The 22624-nt window shown below is 51.2% G+C and carries 20 protein-coding genes and 1 pseudogene; 19 read left to right on the top strand and 2 right to left on the bottom strand.

The window, feature by feature from the left end:
• Positions 1–74 precede the first annotated feature (74 nt).
• A complete protein-coding gene (gene clpB / locus DEF47_RS06975) occupies positions 75–2654 on the bottom strand; it encodes an ATP-dependent chaperone ClpB (protein WP_012192493.1) in 2580 nt (859 codons plus the stop codon).
• Positions 2655–2899: 245 nt separating this feature from the next.
• Here clpB and tsaE point away from each other — a divergent pair, with 245 nt between their 5' ends.
• The 19 genes from tsaE (at position 2900) to DEF47_RS06880 (ending at position 22055) form a co-directional block, all read left to right on the top strand.
• Entirely contained in the window at positions 2900–3415 is a 516-nt protein-coding gene (tsaE, locus tag DEF47_RS06970; RefSeq protein ID WP_012192494.1) for a tRNA (adenosine(37)-N6)-threonylcarbamoyltransferase complex ATPase subunit type 1 TsaE, read from the top strand.
• Positions 3416–3452: 37 nt separating this feature from the next.
• Positions 3453–4124, top strand: coding sequence for a tRNA (adenosine(37)-N6)-threonylcarbamoyltransferase complex dimerization subunit type 1 TsaB (gene tsaB / locus DEF47_RS06965; RefSeq protein WP_012192495.1), 672 nt, complete (start codon positions 3453–3455; stop codon positions 4122–4124).
• Positions 4121–4648, top strand: coding sequence for a P-loop NTPase family protein (locus tag DEF47_RS06960; RefSeq protein WP_012192496.1), 528 nt, complete (start codon positions 4121–4123; stop codon positions 4646–4648). Before tsaB ends, DEF47_RS06960 begins: the two co-directional genes overlap by 4 nt.
• Before the next feature lie 27 nt (positions 4649–4675).
• A complete protein-coding gene (locus tag DEF47_RS06955; protein ID WP_012192497.1) occupies positions 4676–5404 on the top strand; it encodes an FHA domain-containing protein in 729 nt (242 codons plus the stop codon).
• Complete coding sequence (locus DEF47_RS06950; RefSeq protein WP_012192498.1) at positions 5405–5881, top strand: FHA domain-containing protein; 477 nt, start codon at positions 5405–5407, stop codon at positions 5879–5881.
• Between the two features lie 306 nt (positions 5882–6187).
• Positions 6188–6544 (top strand): NADH-quinone oxidoreductase subunit A, encoded by a 357-nt coding sequence (locus tag DEF47_RS06945; RefSeq protein WP_012192499.1) that lies wholly within the window; start codon positions 6188–6190, stop codon positions 6542–6544.
• Positions 6545–6632: 88 nt separating this feature from the next.
• Entirely contained in the window at positions 6633–7385 is a 753-nt protein-coding gene (locus tag DEF47_RS06940; protein WP_012192500.1) for an NADH-quinone oxidoreductase subunit B, read from the top strand.
• Positions 7369–7905, top strand: a complete 537-nt coding sequence (locus DEF47_RS06935; RefSeq protein WP_012192501.1) for an NADH-quinone oxidoreductase subunit C — start codon at positions 7369–7371, stop codon at positions 7903–7905. The genes DEF47_RS06940 and DEF47_RS06935 overlap by 17 nt, the downstream gene beginning before the upstream one ends.
• A gap of 3 nt (positions 7906–7908) precedes the next feature.
• Positions 7909–9021: an NADH-quinone oxidoreductase subunit D gene (locus DEF47_RS06930; protein WP_012192502.1), complete on the top strand. Its 1113-nt coding sequence runs from the start codon at positions 7909–7911 to the stop codon at positions 9019–9021.
• Complete coding sequence (locus DEF47_RS06925; RefSeq protein ID WP_012192503.1) at positions 9018–10010, top strand: 4Fe-4S binding protein; 993 nt, start codon at positions 9018–9020, stop codon at positions 10008–10010. Before DEF47_RS06930 ends, DEF47_RS06925 begins: the two co-directional genes overlap by 4 nt.
• Positions 10011–10013: 3 nt before the next feature.
• On the top strand, positions 10014–11255 hold the full coding sequence (nuoH, locus tag DEF47_RS06920) for an NADH-quinone oxidoreductase subunit NuoH (protein WP_012192504.1): 1242 nt from the start codon (positions 10014–10016) through the stop codon (positions 11253–11255).
• Between the two features lie 59 nt (positions 11256–11314).
• The gene (locus DEF47_RS06915; RefSeq protein ID WP_012192505.1) at positions 11315–11977 is read left to right on the top strand and encodes an NADH-quinone oxidoreductase subunit J family protein; all 663 of its coding nucleotides are present in this window, start codon (positions 11315–11317) and stop codon (positions 11975–11977) included.
• A 10-nt stretch (positions 11978–11987) separates the two neighbouring features.
• A complete protein-coding gene (nuoK, locus tag DEF47_RS06910; RefSeq protein WP_012192506.1) occupies positions 11988–12305 on the top strand; it encodes an NADH-quinone oxidoreductase subunit NuoK in 318 nt (105 codons plus the stop codon).
• Between the two features lie 80 nt (positions 12306–12385).
• Entirely contained in the window at positions 12386–14596 is a 2211-nt protein-coding gene (gene nuoL / locus DEF47_RS06905) for an NADH-quinone oxidoreductase subunit L (protein ID WP_012192507.1), read from the top strand.
• A 12-nt stretch (positions 14597–14608) separates the two neighbouring features.
• Entirely contained in the window at positions 14609–16306 is a 1698-nt protein-coding gene (locus DEF47_RS06900) for a complex I subunit 4 family protein (protein ID WP_012192508.1), read from the top strand.
• Between the two features lie 18 nt (positions 16307–16324).
• Entirely contained in the window at positions 16325–17839 is a 1515-nt protein-coding gene (locus DEF47_RS06895; protein ID WP_012192509.1) for a complex I subunit 4 family protein, read from the top strand.
• Positions 17840–17850: 11 nt separating this feature from the next.
• Positions 17851–19470, top strand: a complete 1620-nt coding sequence (locus DEF47_RS06890; protein WP_012192510.1) for an NADH-quinone oxidoreductase subunit N — start codon at positions 17851–17853, stop codon at positions 19468–19470.
• A gap of 192 nt (positions 19471–19662) precedes the next feature.
• A complete protein-coding gene (locus DEF47_RS06885; RefSeq protein WP_012192511.1) occupies positions 19663–21588 on the top strand; it encodes a serine/threonine-protein kinase in 1926 nt (641 codons plus the stop codon).
• Entirely contained in the window at positions 21585–22055 is a 471-nt protein-coding gene (locus tag DEF47_RS06880) for a hypothetical protein (protein ID WP_012192512.1), read from the top strand. Before DEF47_RS06885 ends, DEF47_RS06880 begins: the two co-directional genes overlap by 4 nt.
• Before the next feature lie 54 nt (positions 22056–22109).
• Here DEF47_RS06880 and DEF47_RS06875 read toward each other — a convergent pair.
• Positions 22110–22624: pseudogene (locus DEF47_RS06875) on the bottom strand (glucosidase family protein); the annotation flags it as partial.

Below are 22624 nucleotides of genomic sequence, written 5' to 3'. Positions count from 1 at the left end.
GGCTAGTATAGGGCATTTTTCGCACCAACAAAAGCCCCCATCAAGCTACTGATGAGGGCTGCGATTGCTAGCACTTAGTCGAAACTGAGTTTGCCATTTTTAACATCAACATTGACGGTTGTGCCACCTGGGAATTTACCTTTGAGCACTTCCAAGGCCAATGGATTGAGCAACTCGCTCTGGATGGCGCGTTTGAGTGGCCGTGCGCCGAACACTGGGTCATAGCCAACTTGAGCTAAGTGCTGACGGGCCGCTTCATTCAACACCAATTTAAGTTTGCGTTCGCTCAAGCGTTTGCTCAGCCGATCAACCTGAATATCGACGATATGTTTGATTTCAGCTTGAGTCAAGGGCTTGAAGATAATCACATCATCGATCCGGTTGAGGAATTCAGGCCGTAGCTCGTCGTGCAATTCTTCCAACACGGCTTCGCGCATCGCTTCTTCATCATCAACCAAACTTTGAATCCGATTACTGCCGATGTTCGAGGTCATAATCACCACGGTATTGGTGAAATCGACCAACCGACCTTGGCCATCGGTCAGGCGACCATCATCGAGCAATTGCAATAGCGTGTTGAACACATCGGGATGGGCTTTTTCAATTTCGTCGAACAGCACCACGCTATAGGGGCGACGGCGCACAGCCTCGGTTAATTGGCCGCCTTCTTCGTAGCCAACATAACCTGGAGGTGCACCAATCAGCCGTGCCACGGCATGACGCTCCATATATTCCGACATATCGATCCGCACCATTGCTGCTTCGTCATCGAACAAAAATTCAGCCAAAGCCCGTGCCAACTCGGTTTTACCAACCCCAGTTGGCCCAAGGAATAAGAACGAACCTAGTGGTCGATTGGGATCTTGCAAGCCGGCCCGTGAACGTCGCACTGCATCGGAAACGGCTTTGACCGCTTCGTGTTGGCCGATCACGCGGGCATGCAAGCGTTCTTCCATCTTGACCAGTTTCTGCAATTCGCCTTCCAACAGCTTGGAAACCGGAATACCCGTCCATTTGGCGACAACTTGAGCAATATCTTCTTCGGAGACTTCTTCGTTGAGCAACATACCATGTTCTTGCATATCGCGAACTTTGGCTTCGGCCTCGCCGAGTTGTTGCTCTAAGCTGTTGAGCGTGCCATATTGCAACTCGGCAGCACGGTTATAATCGTATTGGCGTTGAGCTTGCTCGATTTGCACCTTGGTTTGATCGATTTTTTCCTTGAGTTGAGCGATAGCATTGATTGCGCCGCGCTCACTGGAAAGTTTGGTATCGAGCACTGCCTGTTGTTCGCGCAAGTTGGCCAAATCACGTTCGAGCCGCTCCAAGCGCTCCTTGGAGGCAGGATCTTTTTCGCGTTTCAAGGCTTCGCGTTCAATTTCCCATTGCATGCGTTTGCGCTTGATCTCATCGAGTTCAACCGGATCGCTGGTGATTTCCATGCGTAGTTTGGCAGCAGCTTCGTCGATTAAGTCAATTGCTTTGTCGGGCAAGAAGCGATCAGCGATATAGCGATTGGATAAGGTTGCGGCGGCGACAATCGCTGCATCAGTAATTCGCACGTTGTGATGGGTTTCGTAGCGTTCTTTCAAGCCGCGCAAAATCGAGATGGTATCTTCAACACTTGGCTCGCCGACCAAAACAGGTTGGAAACGGCGTTCCAATGCTGGATCTTTCTCAATATATTTGCGATATTCATCAAGCGTGGTTGCCCCGATTGTGTGCAGTTCGCCGCGAGCCAATGCGGGCTTGAGCATATTCGAGGCATCCATCGAGCCTTCGGCAGCACCAGCGCCAACCACGGTATGTAACTCATCGATAAACAAAATTACCCGACCATCAGCCGAGGTTACTTCGCTGAGCACAGCTTTGAGCCGTTCTTCAAACTCGCCGCGAAATTTTGCGCCTGCCACCAGCGCTCCCAAATCGAGCGCGATCAAACGTTTGTTACGCAGTGCTTCGGGCACATCGCCGCGCACAATCCGCGCCGCCAAGCCCTCGACTATCGCAGTTTTACCAACGCCTGGCTCACCAATTAAGACTGGATTATTTTTGGTACGGCGTGAAAGGACCTGAATCGTGCGGCGAATTTCTTCATCGCGGCCAATGACTGGATCAAGCTTGCCGCGTTGGGCCAACGTCGTTAAATCGCGGCCATACTTTTCGAGCGCTTGATATTTACCCTCGGGATTTTGGTCGGTGACCCGTTGATTGCCACGGATGGCAGTTAAGGTTTTGAGAATCGCATCTTTGGTAATGCCAAACGAGGTCAGCAAGCGTTGCGATGGGCCTTTGGCGCGTTCGCTTGCGAGGCCAAGCAAGAGATGTTCGGTGGAAACATACTCATCGCCCATGCCTTTGGCTTCATTTTCGGCGGTTTGAGATACTTGATCTAAGCGTTGTCCAATGCCAGGCTGCATTTGAGTGCCACTCACTCGGGGCAAACGGCGAATTTCATCATTAACCGCAGCAACTAAGGCCTGCGGATCGCGATCCATTTTGGTGATAATTTGCGGAACCACGCCATCAGCTTGTTCGAGCAAGGCCACAAGAACGTGTTCTGGTGTGATTTCGCTTTGGCCGTTGCGAGAAGCGATGCTTTGGGCATCAAAAATAGCTGCGCGTGATTTTTCGGTGTAAATATTCAAATTCATCTGTGCGAAACCTCCCTATTCAGTTGTCGTTGCAGTTAGCATAGCAGAGCCTTGTTAAAAACATAGTAGGCCAATGTTAGAAGATTGTCTGAACATAATGATTTCAGCGAAATATCATCGGTGTTTGCTAATTTAGGCGCTATGCTAAAGCGGCATTGATCGGCTTGACAAGTAGCGTAGAGCATAGGAGCCATGGCAATTGGGATGATGCCCGTTTTCAGCCAGCATATGCTACAATTGAGCCTATGAAAGCACGTATTCCTGCCATTTTAGAGCCTGATAGCATCGATGTGGTTAGCCATGGGCCAGCCCACACGGTGCGAATTGGTCAGCAGATCGGTGCAGCCTTAACCGCTGGCGATTTAGTGCTGTTGTTTGGGACGTTTGGCGTGGGCAAAACCCACCTCACCAAGGGCATTGCCAGCGCATTTGGTATCCCTGAAGCAGACGTTACCAGCCCAACTTTTGTTTTAGTCAATAACTATACTGCCGATAAAACCCATGGTCGCACCCGCATTCACCATATCGATTTGTATCGACTTGAGGGTAATGCCAAGGATTTCGATTCGATTGGTTTGGAAGAATTGTGGGACGATAGCGCAATTTGTGTGATCGAATGGGCTGAACGGGTCTCCGACTCGTTGCCCAGTGAATATCTGGAAATTCGGATCGATCACTTAGCCGAAACTAAACGGATGATGCGACTCAAGCCGCATGGCGAGCGCTATAAGCAATTGATCCAGCGCTTACGTGGTAAATAATTGGGCCTTCTGCCTGTGTTGTTAGATTGAGATTGTTATGTTACTTGCCTTTGATACTGCCACCGACACCGCTGGGGTTGCCGTGTACGATGCCACTGGATTACGTGCTGAAGCCAATTGGTTTGCTGGGCGCGGCCATTCCAGCCAATTATTGCCAATGGCCCAGCAATTACTCAGCAACCTTGATCTGACCCCAGCTGAATTAACTGGGGTTGCCGTTTCGGTTGGGCCTGGCTCGTGGAGCGGCATTCGGGTTGGCATGAGCAGTGCCAAAGGCCTAGCCTTGGCCCACGATTTGCCGTTGCTTGGTATTAGCAGCCTTGAAACCTTGGCCTATCCCCATCAGCGGATTGGGCGCAGCGTGATTGCCGTGATCAAACTTGGGCGCGATCGGTATGCCATGGCTGAATATCGCTTACGCCGAGCTTGGACGCGAATCGGAGTTGAACGCAATGTTTCGCGCGAAGAATTGTTGGCGGCAATTCCTGAATTGGCGTTAGTTTGCGGCGATGTTGACCCTCGTTTAGCGTTGTCAATTAACGAAGCACGAGGGGCTGGGGTTGTGATTCCATCGCCAGCGGTTGGTTTGCGCCGCGCTGGTTTCTTAGCCGAGATTGCTTGGAATCGGCTGCAAGCGGGCGAACGCGACGATTTGACTAGCTTAGAGCCTTCATATTTGGGTGCAGCGGTCAAGGAGCCAGCCAAGTGAAAGCGATTCGGCGGGTTTTGATCTTTGGCTCTATGGGGTCGGGCAAAAGCACACTGACCAAGCGACTTGGGGCAGTTTTGAAGTTGCCAGTCATCCATCTCGATAGCCATTTTTGGCGACCAAATTGGGTCGAGCCAGATCGCGAGACATGGCGAGCGCAACAACGCGAATTGGTGCAAGCGTCAGAATGGATTATGGATGGCAATTATTCAGCAACGCTCGATGAACGTTGGCCTTATGCCGATACTATTATTTTTGTTGATCAGCCACGCTTATTGTGTTTATGGCGGGTGGTCAAACGCCGAATCATGTATCACGGACGTTCACGGCCTGATTTAGCGCCAGATTGCCCCGAAAAGCTCGATCGAGTAGCTTTTGAATTTGTCTGGACGTACCCAAAGGCTCGGCGACCAAAAGTGTTGAAACGCCTAGCTGAGGCTAAAACGACTAAACTGGTTTTTCATCTACGCGGCGATGCGGCGATTGAACAATTCTTGGTTGATCTATCGCAGATTGCTGCTTAGTCAACTCCTGCGCACGGAGGAATATCGATGAGTGCATTATCACGCTTTGAACAATTTATGGAAGGGATGGTTGAGGGCAATGTGGCACGTTTGTTCCGCAGCCCGATTCAGCCAGCCGAAATTGGCAAGCGCCTTGAGCGGGCCATGGAAAGCCAGCAAACCATTAGCATGGATCGGATTTTGGTGCCGAATGCCTATAAAGCGCACTTGCACCCTGATGATTATAAAGCCTTTGAGCCAGTTAAAACCAATTTGCAGCACGAGATGGCCCGCTATTTGGCTGAGCTAGCCCGTGAACGTGGTTTTACCATGATCAACCATCCAAATGTTGAGTTGGTGGCTGATCCGGCGGTTAAGCAACGCTCAATTATGATCGATGGCCAAATCAGCGAAGCGCCAGCGCACTTGGGCGGCAATACCCAAATGATCGGGCCAAATGGTGCGGCGATGACTGGCCAGCCAGCTACCCCAAAAGCCAACTTAATCTTGTATACTGACCAAGGCGAACACCGGATTCCAGTTAAAAAATCGGTGACCAATTTGGGTCGTGGCCTGAATAACGACTTGATTTTAGAAGATAGTCGGGTTTCGCGCGAGCATGCCCAACTGCGCTATCGGGCGCGACGTTTTTGGGTCAGCGATGTGCGTTCGACCAACGGAACCTTTGTCAATGGTGATCCGGTGCAAGAACGGGAACTGCGCAACGGCGATATTGTGTCGCTCGGCGGCTTGGAATTGCGTTTTGAGGAGGCCTAAATGGGTCAGAGCATCACCAGTGCTACGCTCGATTTTGTAATCTTGCTCTTACGAATTAGCGTGATCTTTTTCTTGTACTTCTTTTTGTACCAGGTAGTACGGGTTATTCGGCGCGAATTGCAGGTAGTTGGCACAGGAACTGGTGGTGCGGGCGTGCTGGCGGGAGCGGCGCAAAATTTATATGGCAAACTGATTGTCATGTCGAGTGGCGATACTGGTTTGCAGCGTGGCTATGCCTTTGAGCTTGGCGCGGTCAATATGATTGGGCGGCGGCCTGATAGCGATGTGGCCCTGAACGACTCATTTTTATCCTCGGAGCATGCCCTGTTGGAGTGGCGTGGTGATAGCTGGTGGCTTGAAGATCAGCGCTCAACCAACGGCACCTTTATTAATGATATTGAAGTAGCTGATCCAACGCCAATTGTCTATGGCGACATCATTCGGATTGGGCGGATCGAGCTCAAACTTTCACGTTAACTCTGATCAGCAGCATTGACAATAGCTTGATGCTGCTGCCCCTTTTTTAGCCCCTAAAACCCGCAGTTACAGCGTTTGCAACCAACCCAGATGAGAACTTGACATAATTTTCGATTTTCGAAATAGCTGATTATAAAGGGCTAAAAACCACCTCTTGAGGGTTAAAAGTTATTTGTCAGTTTAATCTGCCTGTGATATACTTCGCAATGGCTGCACGGTGTTAGTGCAATTATGTACAGCGAGTACTGGGGCTTACCCGTCTCGCTCTTTGTGTGTTTGTAACAGGCATCACTAGGAGACCGACCTATGCTTACAAACTATGCGTTTATCGGGATCTTCGCGCTTGCCGCGATCACCTTTCCGCTCTTGCCGCTGGTGCTGTCGGCCTTTTTACGGCCCAACCGACCCACACCAGTCAAGCTTTCGACCTACGAGTGTGGTTTGGAGGCGATTGGCGATATCTGGGTCCAATTCAAAGTTCAATACTACTTGTATGCTTTGGCCTTTGTGATTTTCGATATCGAAACGGTCTTTTTGTATCCATGGGCAGTGGCCTATGGGCAACTGGGCTTGTTTGCCCTCTTTGAAATGGTGGTCTTTTTAGCAATTCTGACCATCGGTTTGGTGTATGCCTGGAAAAAAGGCGCACTTGAGTGGATCTAAACGACGAATAGGGGAGTGACGGCGCGGAGGCGGCGCGGCTGCGCTGGGCCTTGGCCTAATTCAATTCACCATTTTGCCCGGAGGGCGTATGTCTGATCTACAAACGCAAATGGATCTTGAGCAGCAGGGGGTGCTGTTTACGACCATCAATAAGCTGTACAACTGGGGTCGCCGCTCTTCGGTGTGGCCGATGCAGTTCGGGTTAGCTTGCTGCGCGATTGAGATGATTGCCGCAGCTGCTTCGCGTTATGATATTTCGCGCTTTGGCTCGGAACTCTTTCGCGCCTCGCCCCGCCAAGCTGACGTGATGATCGTTGCTGGGACTGTGACCAAGAAAATGGTTCCACAGGTTGTTCGTTTGTTTAACCAAATGCCTGAGCCACGCTATGTGATTTCGATGGGAGCTTGTGCAACCTCTGGTGGCCCCTTCCGCGATGGTTACAATGTGGTGCGCGGCGTTGATTTATATGTTCCGGTTGATGTGTATATTCCGGGTTGCCCACCTCGCCCTGAAGCTTTGTTGCACGCCTTGATGACCTTGCAAGCGCAAATCGATGTGCAATCATTACAACAAGTGCGTTGGTATGGCGATGATGAAGGCGTGGTCAACGAGTTTCCAGTGCCAATTTTTGGTGCTGAAGGCTTGGAAGTGCCTGGAATCCCTGGGACTGCCGACCCCGTGGGTGGCACGCCCAAAATGCCGCCATTTGTTAGCCCAGCCTTGGGTGGCAAAGGCGAACGCGATGCATCAATTAAAGCCTTGGAAGGCAATCAGCCCAAGCCAATGTTGCGGGCTGGCACGGTAACGATCGAGGAGGTAGCCCATGGCATTGCTGGCTAGAGGCGAACTGCGCTCGATCCTGCAAACCGAAATGCCCAACGCCCTAGATACCCGTTGGGATACCCAAGCAACCGACCAACCCGAAGCTCATGGCGAAGGCCAAACCATATTGCTCGATTTCGATGCAGTGGTTAAGGCTGAGGCACTTGTCGAAGTTGCCCACTTCATCCGTGATAAATTTGGCTACACTTTGCTTTCTAACATCACAGCGGTCGATTACCTCAAACAAGGGTTAATCGAAGTTGTCTATCAATTTTATAACGCTGCTGAGGGTGGCCCCGACCTACGGGTGCGGGTGCGGATTGGTCGTAGCCCAGAAGAGTGTATTGTTCCATCGCTAACTCCCACCTGGCCTGGTGCCGATTTGCAAGAACGCGAAGCCTACGATATGTATGGTGTGGTGTTCCCTGGCCATCCAAATCTGGCACGGATCTATATGTGGGATGAGTTTAAGGGCTTTCCAATGCGGAAAGACTTCCCCAAGACGGGCGATAAATATACCCACGTCACGGGAGAATAGTCAATGCTAAAGACTGAAGAACTGCAAATTAATATTGGTCCTCAGCACCCTTCGACTCACGGTGTGTTTCGGATGTTGGTGACTGTCGATGGCGAAACCTTGGTTGACCTTAAACCAGTGTTTGGCTATTTGCATCGTAATCACGAGCAGCTTGGTGAAGTCAATACCTATTTGCAAAATATGCCCTTCACCGACCGTCTCGATTACTTTAATTCGATGGTCAACAATCATGCCTATGCCCGGGCTGTCGAGACGCTTGCCGGCGTTGAAGTGCCTGAACGTGCCCAATACATTCGCGTCATTATGGATGAGCTTTCGCGAATTTTGAACCACGCTACCGCAATGGGCTTTATGCTCGGCGACATGGGTGCGTGGCAAACGGCATTGCTCTGGGGTATGCGCGAACGGGAAAAAATTCTCGACATGTTTGAGTATGTGTCGGGCGCTCGCATGATGTGTAACTACTGCCGCTTTGGCGGGGTGGTGCGCGATATCGACGATTGGTTCATCACCGAATTGAAGAAGTTGATGCAGGGTTTACCGCACTACTTCGACGATTTTGAAGGCTTGTTGCTCAACAGTGAAATTCTTTTGGCGCGTGCCCGTAATATTGGCGTGTTGCCCAAAGAGTTGGCGCTGGCCTATAGCGTGACTGGTCCAGTCTTGCGTGGTTCAGGCGTTGCCTATGATATTCGCAAAGCCGAACCCTATGCCGTTTACGATCGCTTCAAATTTAAAGTACCAGTTGGCACAGTTGGCGATGTGTACGACCGCTTCTTGGTACGGATCGCCGAAATGCGCGAATCGTACAAAATTTTGGAGCAAGCGATCGAACAATTGCCCGATGCAACTGGTGGCTTTATCAACCCCAAAGTCAAGCAACAAAGCCTCAAAGCTCCTGCTGGCGAAGCCTATGCGCGGGTTGAATCGCCCAAAGGCGAACTTGGTTTCTACCTTGTGAGCGATGGCTCAGGTAGCGCGTATCGCTATAAAGTGCGTGCTCCATCGTTCATCAACCTTTCATCGCTGGCTGATATGTGCAAAGGCTACTCGATTGCCGACGTTGTGGTTATCTTGGGTAGTATCGATATCGTGATGGGCGAGGTAGACCGATGACGTTGAGCCACTTAGCAACTGAAGACGTGTTCGTTGTTGAACGCAATGACGCGGATTTTCGGGCTGGTCAGGGGATGACCAAGGGCTTGGGAATTGTGTTTCGCAAATTCCGCAAGGCTTTGTTTGGCAAACCCAACAGCGACCGCGCCGATACCGAAGGCCAATTCAATGTGCAATATCCCGAAGAGCGGCTGGTGCTGCCTGAGGCTTATCGCAATATGCCAATTTTGCTCTACGATGATGCAACTGGCCATGAATTGTGTACTTCATGTTTCCAATGTGAGCGGATCTGCCCGCCGCAGGTGATTCACATTACCCAAGCGAAAGATCCCGCAACTGGTAAGCCAGTTCCAGCCGCTGCCAACTTTGTGTTGGAATACGACACCTGTATGTCGTGTGGCTACTGTGCCGAAGTTTGTCCATTTGATGCAATCAAAATGGACCATGATTTTGAATTATCAACGGGCAACCACCCAGAGCTTGATGTGAACTACGACCGTTTGTTGCGCCCAATCTCGTATTACGAAGCGATTGCGCCAACCATGTGGTCGGATGTCAAAGAACAAGCCATGAAGAAGTTGCAAAACAATATCAAACGCCGCCCAGGCGCGATTGGTCGCGACCATGGCCAAAAGGTCAAGGGTGGTGCTGCGGTTGCCGTCGCTGCAACTCCAGTAGCTGGCGCTGCGCCAGCCGCTGCTGCTAAGCCACGCGGCCCTGTGGCAGCAATTGGCAAAAACATGCCAGAAGAAAAAGTTGCCAAGCTGATTTCAATTCGTGCTGCCAACGCTGCTAAGCGTGGTGGTGGCGATGCTGGTGCTGCACCAGTCGCTGAAGCTGCGCCAATTGTGGAAACAGTTGTCGATACGCCAGCAGCCAGCGCCGCACCAAGTGGCCCAGTTGCGGCAATTGGTCAGAACATGTCGGAAGACAAACGTGCCAAGCTTGAGGCAATTCGCGCTGCGAAACGTGCCCAACGAGGAGAATAATCGATGGCTGATGCACTAACACAACTAGGCTTTGCATCATGGCTGAGTGTTCTGATTGCCAGCATCATTAAAGTAACCCTCATTCTCGTGGGCGGTTCGGTTGGCATGATGTTCCTGACGTGGTATGAACGCCGCGCTATTTCGTATATGCAAGACCGCCGCGGCCCCAACCGCGTTGGTCCTCAAGGGTTGTTGCAACCAATTTCCGAAGCGATCAAAACGATGACCAAGGAAGATGCAACGCCCCGTGAAGCAGATAGAATTGTGCACTTTTTGGCTCCAGTGGTGATGCTGGGGGCAACCGTGCTTTCGTTTGCGGTCATTCCGTGGGGGCGCATGTTCCCCGTCGATTTGAACGCCGCCGTGTTGTTTGTGATCGCGACTGGCGGTTTGCACAGCATTGGCATGATGATGGCTGGTTGGGGTTCCAACAATAAATTTGCCTTGCTGGGGGGGATGCGCGGGGTTGCGCAATTGATCAGCTATGAAATTCCCCAAGTTATGGCGATTATTCCCGTGGTGTTGATGACAGGCTCGATGTCGCTGCAAAAGATTGTCGAAGCACAAAATGACTTTGGCGGCTTGGGCTGGTTTGTCTTCTCACCAGTGGGCTTGTTGGGCTTTGCCTTGTTCTTCACAGCCAGTTTGGCCGAAGGCGAGCGCACACCCTTTGATATTCCCGAAGCCGACTCAGAAATTATCGCAGGCTATATGACCGAATATAGCGGCATGAAGTTTGCGGTTTTCTATCTCTCAAACTACATGAGCAACCTAGCCGTCTGTTTTATCACCGCGACCCTCTACCTTGGTGGTGGCAACGGGCCTGGGGTTGATGCGCTGGGTGGCTTTGCTGGTGGTTTGCTTTCACTGATTTACTTCCTGCTCAAGTCCTTCGCGCTGTTCTTTATCATGGTCTTGATCCGTGCAACAGTACCACGTTTGCGGGTTGACCAACTGATGGGCTTTGCTTGGAAGTTCTTGCTGCCCTTGGTATTGGTCAACATTCTCAGCGCCTCGTTCTGGGTAGCGCTGCTGCGCTGGGATCAACAATGGCCGCAATTGACCGAGTGGTTTGGTGCACCAAGCACTGCTGATGCCACCAATTGGGGGCGTTTGGCAATTGCCGTAGTGCTGACCCTCTTGATCAATGCAGGGGCTGTCGCGCTGATTATGCGCCTGACCAACCGCAACGTCCAGAAACACTTATACACAACCGACGAAGAACTTGCTCTTGGATTATCGTAAAAGCGCAAGCGTGAAGGATGGGGCGATTGCTCCATCCTTCATACGGAAGGACTAGCTTGATGAACCCGATTGCGATAGGTGTTTTTATTGTCATCGCGCTGCTGACGCTCGGTTCGGGCATTATGGTCGTGACAGTCAGAAACATCATCCACTCAGCATTATGGCTGATTGCCTCGTTTATCGGGGTGGCAGCGCTCTATTTGCTGATGGAAGCTGAATTTTTAGCAGTTGTCCAGATTTTGGTCTATGCGGGGGCTGTTTCAATCCTCGTTTTGTTTGCTATCATGCTCACACGCCAAGTTACTGGTGAAGGTGTGCGCGTGGTATTTGAGCGCTGGTGGGTAGCCCTGTTGATTGCCTTGGGGCTATTCGGAGTGATTGTGCCAACACTCTGGCAGCATGGCTCAACTTGGGAAGAAGCTTCGAAACTGGCTCAAGTTGGCCCAGCTCCGGTTGAAGGAACTGCCGCCGCTGGCTTGCAAGTTGCAACCGCTACCGAGATTGGGCGCTCGTTTATGGGCGAATACCTCTTGCCTTTTGAAGTTATTTCAATTTTGTTGTTGATGGCTTTGATTGGGGCGATTGTAATTGCCTATGAAGAACGAACCCGCCGTCGCCGTGTGCTGACCTTGGCTGAAGAGCTTGCGTTGAAAAAACGTGGGATTGTCGAGCCTCGTGATGCTGAAGGCGCAGTTGTTGCGCTAGATTCCGAACAGGCATAAGGAGAAAACGATGGTTGGTTCTGTCCCATTAGTGTGGGTGCTTACCCTCGCTGCCGGATTGTTCTGCATCGGCCTGTTTGGGGCGCTCTCACGGCGCAACATCGTGGGGATGCTGATGGGGATTGAGTTGATGTTGAATTCAGTCAACATTAACTTAGTCGCTTTCTGGCGCTACCTACAACCAACGGGCACAGCGGGCTTGGTCTTTGCAATTTTTACCATCGCAGTTGCCGCTGCTGAAGTGGCGGTTGGTTTGGCAATGGTGATTGCAATCTATCGTGCTCGCTTGACGATTAACGCTGACGAAATAGATACACTTAAAGGATAGTGACGTTTTGCCAAGGCCGGCGAGAGTGCCCAGCACTTTGACCACCCTTTGTAATTCGTCTCGAAGTAGGGGACTGATCAATGCCGTTTTTTGATCTTGCGTGGTTGATTCCGCTGCTGCCATTGGCAGCATTTGTGTTGATCACCCTCGTGCCACCGATTGGGCGCTCGCGCAAAGCGTCGTATACCACGGCGTTAGTCTTGCTTGGCCTGGCTACGGTGATTGCCTGGGGTGTTTTAGCACAATCGATCAGCGAAGGATTCCCTAATGCACCATTGGTTGCCGCAGCTAGCCAAGAATCGGCCAGCGAGGCTACCGCTGAAGGTGGCCATGCGGAAACCGCAATTCCAACATTTGGGAATTTCTATGCTAAATCGTTTGCATGGGCACCAGATGGTTCAGGGTTTTTTAAATTTGGCTATCGCTTAGATGGTGCTACGGTGCTGATGTTGGCGATGGTCACGCTGGCTGCATGGTGTATTCACCTCTTCTCAGTGGGCTATATGGCTCACGATGAATTCCCCACAGGCCACCAACGCCAATCGCGCTTCTTCTCCTATATTGCGTTATTTACCGCTTCGATGTTGGGAATGACGCTGGCAGATAATTTATTGCTGTTCTTTATCTGCTGGGAGTTGATGGGTCTGTGTTCGTTCTTGTTGATTGGTTTTTGGTTCTTCAAGCCCTCGGCTCGCGAAGCTGCCAAAAAAGCCTTTATCACCACCCGGATTGGTGATGTGGGCATGATGTTGGGGATGATGTACATCTACAACAAGGCTGGCTCGTTGACCTTCGGCCATGAACCAGGCCAAATTTACAACGGCGAATTTTTGGAAAGCATCAAAACTGCTACGAGCTTGATTCCTGGAATTAGCGCTGCTTCTTTGATGGCAGGCTTAGTATTTCTTGGCACGGTTGGCAAATCGGCGCAGTTTCCGCTGCACGTTTGGTTGCCCGATGCGATGGAAGGCCCAACGCCTGTTTCAGCGTTGATTCACGCTGCGACCATGGTTGCGGCTGGGGTGTTCTTGGTCATTCGCACTTTCCCAATCTTTGCGGTCAGCGAAGTTTTGCCAGTAGTCGCCTTTATTGGCGCATTCACGGCCTTGTTCGCAGCCCTGATTGCGGTGGCGCAATATGACATCAAGCGCATTCTGGCCTTCTCGACCTTATCGCAGCTTGGTTTCATGGTGGCAGCACTAGGGATTGGCGCTTGGGTTGCAGCGCTGTTCCACTTGCTGACCCACGCGTTCTTTAAAGCACTCTTGTTCCTTGGTTCTGGCTCGGTGATCCACGGGATGGAAGCAACCGTTGGCCATGATCCTGATAAAGCCCAAGATATCCGCAACATGGGTACCTTGCGCAAATTCATGCCAATCACCTTCTTGACCTATATGGCTGGTTTCTTCGCCTTGATTGGGATTCCACCGTTTGCTGGGTTCTGGTCGAAGGACGAAATTATCCTTGATGCCTTCCTGCATCACCATTATGTGGTGTATGGTGTGCTGACCGCCGCCGCTTTCTTGACGGCGTTCTATATGACCCGCCAAATTGTGGTGGTGTTCTTTGGCAAGTTCCGTGGCTACGAACCACGGAAGCTGGCTCACGCTGCGGCTCATGGTCACGATGATCACGGTCATGGCGACCACGACGACCATCACCATCATCACGAAGCCCATGATCCCCACGAATCGCCGCGCTCGATGACGATTCCGTTGATCATTTTGAGCTTGTTTGCGGTGTTTGCTGGGTTTGTCAACGCTGGCTTCTTGGGCATTCACTGGTTTGCTGACTATGTGAACCCAGGCGGACTTATTCCTAAACCTGACTTCATGGTGGCGGGGATTGCCACGGCGGTAGCTTTGGTTGGTGCTGGTTTAGGCTATTTGACCTATCGCAACGCCTTCAAAAATGCCAATGATCGTGACCCCTTGGCCGGAGCTTTGGGGCCAATCTGGACGCTGTTGGAAAATCGCTTCTACATCGACCAGATTTACGACAAGACCTTTATTGCCCTGACCTATGGCGCAGGCCAAGTAATGAACTGGATCGACCGCCATGTGGTTGATCGGGTGGTCAACTTGACAGGCTTGCTGACCTTGTTTATTGGCCGCATCAACTTCATCATCGACGACTTCTCGTTGAATACCGTCACCGACGATATTGGCGAAGGCACGATTATGGTGGGCGATGGGGTGCGTCAATCGGCCACGGGCAAGATTCAAGACTACGGTGCCTACATCTTTGGTGGCGTGGTGCTGTTGGCCTTGATTTATATGTATGCCTTCTAGGAGCGTGAGCGAATGCTGAACGAATTTATCAAATTCAGTGATTGGAGCATCACCACGCTAATTGCCCTTTCGCCATTGGTGGGGATGTTGCTGGCCTTGGTATTCCCCAAGCCAGCCGAAAACAGCCGCACGATTGCTTGGGGGGTGTTTGCGTGGAGCTTGGTGCCACTCGGACTCACGCTCTTCTTGTGGCTTAGCGGTGGGTTTAATCCAGCCCTCGCTTCTGTCGCTGGCGATCAAGCCATGATCCAGCAAGTGGATCGGGTGCGCTGGGTTCCATTTTTCAACGCTGACTATTTTGTTGGCCTTGATGGCCTGAACTTCCCGCTGGTGTTTTTGACCACAGCGTTAACGCCAGTCTGTATCTTGGCAGCCTTCCGCATCAAACATCGCCAAAACGTCTATTTGGCCTTGATGTTGTTGTTGGAATCGGCGATGTTGGGCTATTTCGTATCGCTCAACTTCTTGCTGTTGTTCCTGTTCTGGGAATTCAGCTTGGTGCCAATGTTCTTTATTATCAACAACTGGGGTGGTGAAAACCGCCGCTACGCTGCCTTCAAGTTCTTCGTGTATACGATGGCTGGCTCGGTGGCGATGTTGTTGATTTTCGAATTTATCTATTTGGCGACTGGTACCTTCGATTTGGTGGTGCTCTCACGCTTGGGTCAGGGCTTGCCCGTTGATCCAGCCTTGCTTGCGCCAAAATTGGGTGCAGGCTACACCAGCGGCGCAACCTTGCAATCAATGTTGTTCAGCGCCGTCGAAGATATTGGCTTGACCAGCATTTTGGGTACAAGCAATGGCACCCCAGCAGCAATTGTCTTCTGGAGTATCTTTGTGGCCTTTGCGGTGAAATTGGCAGTTTGGCCGTTGCACACCTGGCAGCCCGACACTTACGAAAATGCCCCAACCAGTGGCTCGATGATTGTCTCAGCCGTGATGTCGAAGATGGGTGCGTATGGCATGATCCGCATTATGATTATGCTCTTCCCCCAACAAACCAAATTCTTCGCACCAGCGTTAGCAATCTTGGCCTTGGCAAGCATTTTGTTTGGTGCCTACGCTGGTTTGGCCCAAATCAACCTTAAGCGTTTGATCGCCTATGCTTCGATTAACCACATGGGCTATGTTTTGCTTGGCTTGGCGGCAGTAGCTTCGGCAGCGCCCGAAAGCCTTGGCGACTTAGCCGTGAATATCCGCGCCTCAGCAATGAATGGGGTGCAAGCACAGATGGTTGCCCACGGTTTCAGCACCGCCGCATTGTTCTTCCTCGCGGGTGAACTCTACGAACGGACTGGCACGTACCAGCTTGATCAATTTGGCGGCTTGCGTAAAGTTATGCCAATTTTTGCTGGGATTATGGGCGTGGCGATGTTTGCCAACCTTGGGTTACCTGGTTTGGCTGGCTTCGTCGGCGAATTCTTTATTTTCCGTGGCGCGTGGGGCACGCAGCCAGTGATCACCACAATTGCTGTGTTGGGCTTGATTGTGACTGCCTTGGTGCTGATCCGAATGTATCAAAAGATCTTCTACGGGCCAGTTAACCACAAGCTGACCAACCTGCCAGACATCAAAGTTGGTGATTGGGCCTTCAACGTAACCCTACCGTTGATTATTGTACTGTTGGTGTTTGGGATTTTCCCCAAGCCACTGATGGATTTATCAAACTACGCAGCCACGGTGATGGCTCAGGTGTTTACAAACCTGTAACGTGGACGGAGTTAAACGATGCATTTGATCGAAAGTTTGCCAGCGGGCATTCCGTACCTGAGCCTTATCTGGTTGATTCCCTTACTTGGGGCTTTGGTGATTATGTTTTTGCCCAAAGAGCAAAAACAAGCCATGCGGATTATCTCGGCAGTGGTTGCGACAATCTCGTTTGGCATCGCCTTGCTGGTCTTTTTTGCCTATGATCCCAACGCAACGGGCTATATGGGCACCAAGATGCAGTTTGTCGAAAAGCTAGATTGGGTTCCGCAGCTCGGCATGTCGTATTTGGTCGGCGCTGATGGGATCAGCTTGCCCTTGATTGTTTTGAATGGTTTGGTGATTTTCACTGGCACATTCATCTCATGGAATATCGAAGATCGGGTCAAGGAATATTTCGTCCTGCTGCTCTTGTTGGTGGTCGGCGTGTACGGCGTGTTTATGGCGCTCGACTTGTTCCTGATGTTCGTGTTCTATGAATTGGCTGTGTTGCCAATGTACCTGCTGATCGGGATTTGGGGTTCGACGCGCAAAGAATATGGCGCGATGAAACTTACCATTTACTTGATGGTTGGTTCGGCAGCCTTGATGATTGGGATGGTGGCGATTTACGTTGTGGGCGGTACCTTTAATATGGTCGAGCTTTCACAACGGGTATTCAGCCTCGAATTCCAAAAAATCTTCTTCTTGCCAGTGTTTGTTGGGTTTGCCGTGTTGGCGGGGATGTTCCCCTTCCATACTTGGTCGCCAACTGGTCACGTGGCTGCTCCGACAGCGGTTTCGATGCTCCACGCTGGGGTGTTGATGAAGCTGGGAGCTTATGGTGCATTACGGGCAGCGTTGTGGTTGATGCCAAACGGCGCACAATTCTGGTTGCCAGGCATTGCCGTCATGACCTTGATGAACGTCGTGTACGGGGCATCGATTGCGATGGTTCAGAAAGACTTCAAGTATGTGATCGGCTACTCATCAGTGAGCCACATGGGCTTGGTGATGTTGGCGCTGGCCTCGATGAACGAAACCGCGCTCAACGGCGCAGTGATGCAAATGTTTGCCCACGGCGTAATGACCGCCTTGTTCTTTGCGGTGGTTGGTCGGATGGTCTATGAACGGACGCACACCCGCCAATTGCCTGAACTCGGTGGCTTGATGAAAGTTATGCCATTTGCCTTTGTCGTCTTCATCATCGCGAGTCTCTCGTCGATGGGGATGCCAGGCACGGCAGGCTTTATGGCCGAGTTCACGATCTTCACTGGCGTGATGAACCAATATCCCTTGGTGGCGGCAGTCGCAGCTTTGTCGATTCCAATTACTGCGGCCTATGTTTTGCGGGTTGGCTATATGGCGTTTATGGGCGAGGTCAAAGACCCGCACTACCATGATTTGCCACCGCTGACTTGGCAAGAAAAATTCTCAGGCACAGTCTTGGCGATTGTGGTGATTGGGGTTGGTTTATTCCCCAGCATCATCATGGACTACATTGCGACCGGTGTCCAGCCCATTGCCCAGCGCATGATTGATCTAGCAGGACGTTAGGGAGGAATGACGTGAATTTTCAAATAGCTGATTTTACGCGGCTCATCCCTGAGTTTTTGCTACTGGCGATTGCGGCCATGGTGCTGCTTGGCGATGTCCTGACGCGTTGGTCGAAGGGCAAGGAAGCATTAAACGATCGTACCGAAGAAGCCATCAGCATGACCTTGATGGGCTTGGGTTTGGCATTTGTGATGGTGTTGATCCAAGGTGGTTTCTTCAGCTGGATGCAGTTTGGCGATTGGAAGTTCTACGACTTCAGTATTTTCCAAAATCTGCGCAGCAGCGGCCTTGATGGCAGTATTCTGGGCGGGGCATTTGTGGTTGATCCACTGACCCACATTGGGCGCTTGGTGTTTATCGGCGCAGCCTTTGTGACGGTGATTTTGACTAGCAAAGCCAAGCCTTCGAATAATCCAGCCGAATTCTATGCCCTGATCTTATTTGCTACCCTTGGCATGATTTTCATGACCGCTGGCGGCGAATTGATTATGATTTACTTGGGCATTGAATTGACCAGTATTCCGCTGTATGTGTTGGCTGGCTACTTCCGCCGCAACCCGGTCAGCACCGAAGCTGGGGCCAAATACTACATTTTCGGGGCACTTTCATCGGCAATCTTGCTGTTTGGTATGAGCTTGCTCTTGGGCTTGACTTTGATGAATGGTCAGACCATGACCACAACTCCAACCAGCTTGCGCTCAGTGGCAACGGCGGTTGAGTTGGCTTTTGCTAACCCCGAAGGCCCAAGCCAAGGTGTTGCAATCTTAGCGCTGTTGTTCATCCTCGCGGGGATGGCCTACAAAGTTGCGATTGTGCCGTTCCACGCTTGGTCGCCAGACGTGTACCAAGGTGCGCCAACCTCGATGACGGCCTTTATCTCGACCGCCTCAAAAACCGCTGGCTTCTTCTTGCTGTATCGGGTGTTGGTGACCGGCTTCGGCGCACCCAGCATTCTTGGTACGGCAGCAATTGGCACCAGCACCAGTTTTGGTGGCTGGACAAGCCTGATCGCGATTTTGGCAGCCTTGACCATGCTGGTTGGCAACTTGGCGGCTTTGCCCCAAACCAATGCCAAGCGCATGTTGGCCTATTCATCAATCGCCCAAGCAGGCTTCTTGATGTTAGGCTTGGTTGGCACCCAACGCGATAGCGGCATCTCGCTCTTGATGTATTTGATTGCCTATACCGTCACCAACTTGAGCGCCTTCGGTATCTTGGCTTTGGTCGAAGATGCAGTGGGTGGGACCGACTTTAGCAACTTGAATGGCTTGGGCCGTCGTGCGCCTGGCTTGGCGTTGCTCTTAACGGTTGCAATCTTGTCGTTGGCGGGGATTCCACCACTCTCAGGCTTCTTTGTGAAGTTCTATGTCTTTATTGCTGCTTGGCAAGAAGGCGCAAAGTGGCTGGTGATCTTCGCAGTCAGCAATACCGTAATCAGCTTGTATTACTACCTGCGCTTCCTCAAGGCTGTCTATTTTGCGCCTGCGGAAACCGACGAACCAATCAAGGTTGGCTTTGGGCCTGGCATCGTAATGACCGCCATCACCCTGTTGATCTTTGGTTTGGGGATTGTACCAACCTGGTTGTACGGGGTGCTTGAACAAGCTACCATTCGGATTGCGGCTCAATAACAGGAGCGATCCAATGGGTCAAATGCCTGCTCGCTGAGTGCGTAGCGGGCATTTGCTTTTTAACGGAAACACAACCGTGCATCCAAACGTCAATTATGAAGGAACGTTTAAGCAACATTCATCGTTTGTACATACAATCTTGCTATGGTGTGCTAAGATGGATCGGCGTGGTGCATGCAACAAGAGGCGATCATGACAGATTTAACCAACACAACCTTAGGCAAATATACGCTGGGCCAACCCTTGGGGGCTGGTGGTATGGGCGCTGTGTATCGCTCGATCCATCCACAACTTGGGCGTTCTGTGGCAATTAAAATCATTTTAGGCAATGCTACTAAAGATGCTCGCCAGCGCTTTTTGCGCGAGGCCCAGGTGGCAGTGCAGCTATCGCACTCCAATATTGTGCGGGTATTTGATGTTGATGAAGATAAAGGCATGCCCTTTATTGTGATGGAAATGATCGAAGGTCCAAGCCTCAGCGATGAGTTGCGCCAAGGCCGCATGCCTTTGGAAAAAGTGCTGAAAATTACGGCCGAATTGGCCGATGCCTTGGAATATGCCCATAGTCAAGGGATTTTGCACCGCGATATCAAACCAGCCAATGTCTTGATTCGCCCCAATGGCAGTGCTGTATTGGTCGATTTGGGTTTGGCGCGTTTGGCCGATAGCGAATCGAAAGAACATCAATTAACCCAAAGCGGCATGATTATTGGCACGCTTTCGTATATGGCTCCTGAGCAAATTCAAGCGCAACCGCTTGATGCCCGCACCGATATTTACGCTTTAGGCGTGCTGCTGTTTCAAATGATAACTGGACGCTTGCCATTTGAGGGCGATACGGCCCAAATTATGTTTGGCCATGTTTATACGCAGCCGCCAGCCCCCAGCACCACTGGAGCCTTGTTGCCGCCAGCGCTTGATGGCTTAATTATGGCGATGATGGCTAAAGCGCCGCAAAATCGCCCGCAAAGCATGGGCGAGATTGCCCGTGTACTGCGCTCGATTATGAATAATGCGGCAACTCCAGTTGGCTATGAAAATTATTCAGGGCCAACGGTTGTGCGTCCACAGCAGCCTATGCCTGCTAATTATGCTGCTTTCCCAAGCCAGCAAAGTTATGGTGCAGCCCAGCCGAGCCAGCCGCAATATGGCGGCCATCCTAGCCAGCCCCAATATGGCGGAATGCCAAACACTGGCAATTTAGGGCCAACCCAACCGCAGTATGGCTCAATGCCCCAACCGAATCCAGTGCTGATTGGTCAGCCACCACGGCGCGGCATTTCGCCATGGTTTTGGTTAGCCCTACTCTCGATCGTGATCATTGGTGGCTTGGGCGTTTATACAATCAATGCTGCTTTTGATGAAAAACTACCGCCCAAAGATCCCGATATTTTTGTGCAAATTCCTGATCTGGCAACTCAACGCCCACGCCCAACAATCGGTAGCGCTGCCACCGCAGTTGCTAATAGAAAAACTCCAACACCAGAGGTTGTGGCGGCTGAACCACCTGCGAAAACTCCGCAGGCCGCCGATCCGAATGCTGAAGCTGAATTTACGCTTTCAAATATTGGTTCACGCAAGGCTGGCACAACCTTATTGATGTATGGCATGGTGACCAATAACACCGATACGCCCAAAAGTGCGATCAAAATTGAAGCAACATTTTTGGTGGATGGGAAAGAAGTTGATTTTGAGACTGGCTATGGGGTAATCGCAGTGGTCAATCCAGGCGAGCGTGCCCCATGGATTTTGGTGCTCAGCGAAGCACCCGAATATCAAACGATTGAATATGAAGTATTTGGTTTAAATAATGCTTTGGGCAGTGCTTTTGAATACCCTGATTTGAAAATTGATGAATTAGAGATTAGCCCTGATGGGATTTTCTACGAGGTGACTGGCAAGATTACCAACACAGGCGGAAAACGCACGCGAACAATTCTTATCTATCTAGTAACCTACAACGAAAAAGATGAAATTATTGGGGTCGATACAATCACGCCGGGCAATAGTACGCTTTCGCCCGATGCTACCGCCCGCTTTGAAGGCAGCGTATTGTTTAGCCCCAGCCAATATAAAATTGCCCGGTATGAGACGTTTGTTCGAGGAACGACTGAATGAAACGATTATGGCTTGGATTGCTGTTGTTGGTTTTAGCAAGCTGTGGTGGAGCAACCCCAACCAGCGTACCAGCTACCGCCACAACTGCGCCAACTGCAACCAGTGCAGCCAACCCTGAAGTGCTGCTGACCTTCGCCCAAACTGGTGGAATTGCTGGAATTAACGAGACCCTGACGATTTGGAGTGATGGCAAACTAGAATTAGCCAGTGTGAGCGCTGCAAGTACCTTGCGGGTTGGCGCTGCCACACCCGAACAATTGACCGCACTCCAAACAATTTTGAATGATCCAGCCTTTGCGAGCCTTGCCCCAAGCTACGGCGATTTGGGTAGTTGCTGCGATATGTTTAGCTATACCCTGACTACGGGCAACAAATCGATCGCGACGATTGATGGTGCAGCGTATCCCGAAATTTTAGCGAAATTGTTTGAGCAATTGCAAACCCTCAAACAATCAATTCCTCAATAATCAATAAGCTTAAAAACCGCCTTGATCATCAGCCGATTAAGGCGGTTTTTCGTGCTACCAATTGACCATAATCGAACCAGTGGCCTTGTTTAGCCGCAGTTCAAGGTAGCGACTTTGGCCGATTGTGCGTTCATGGCCGAATGATGGTAACCCATTGATCGTTAAATTAACGTGTTGTGGAGCATCGTTGGGTAGCAATAATTGCAATGTGACTTGTTCAGCGCTGCCGGTAAAATCAAGCTGAAAACCACGAGCTTGGCGTTGCCAGCGATAGCTCATATAGCCTTGCGAAGCAGCATAGCGGGTGGTGACCTGGGCTTGTTGCACATCTGGCTCAACAATCCAACGTGGGCTGAGCACTGCATGCTGATACAACGCACTTTGATCGGTCACCCCGGCTGCGCCTTCGATTAGCGCTGCCAGCATTGCCGTGCTGCCCCAGCCGTCGGTGGCGAGGGTGTCGGGGCCAGAGATACCAGGGTTGCCGACCGGGTAATACCACAAATAGCTGCCGCCTTGGGCTTCAATCATTTGGGCATAGCGGCGCAGAATATCAAAGCCATAGGCTG

The organism is Herpetosiphon sp., from assembly GCF_003512625.1.
Taxonomy (GTDB): Bacteria; Chloroflexota; Chloroflexia; order Chloroflexales; family Herpetosiphonaceae; genus Herpetosiphon; species Herpetosiphon aurantiacus.
Note: the sequence above shows the minus strand (reverse complement) of the source record. Positions and strands in the feature narration are given on the sequence as shown.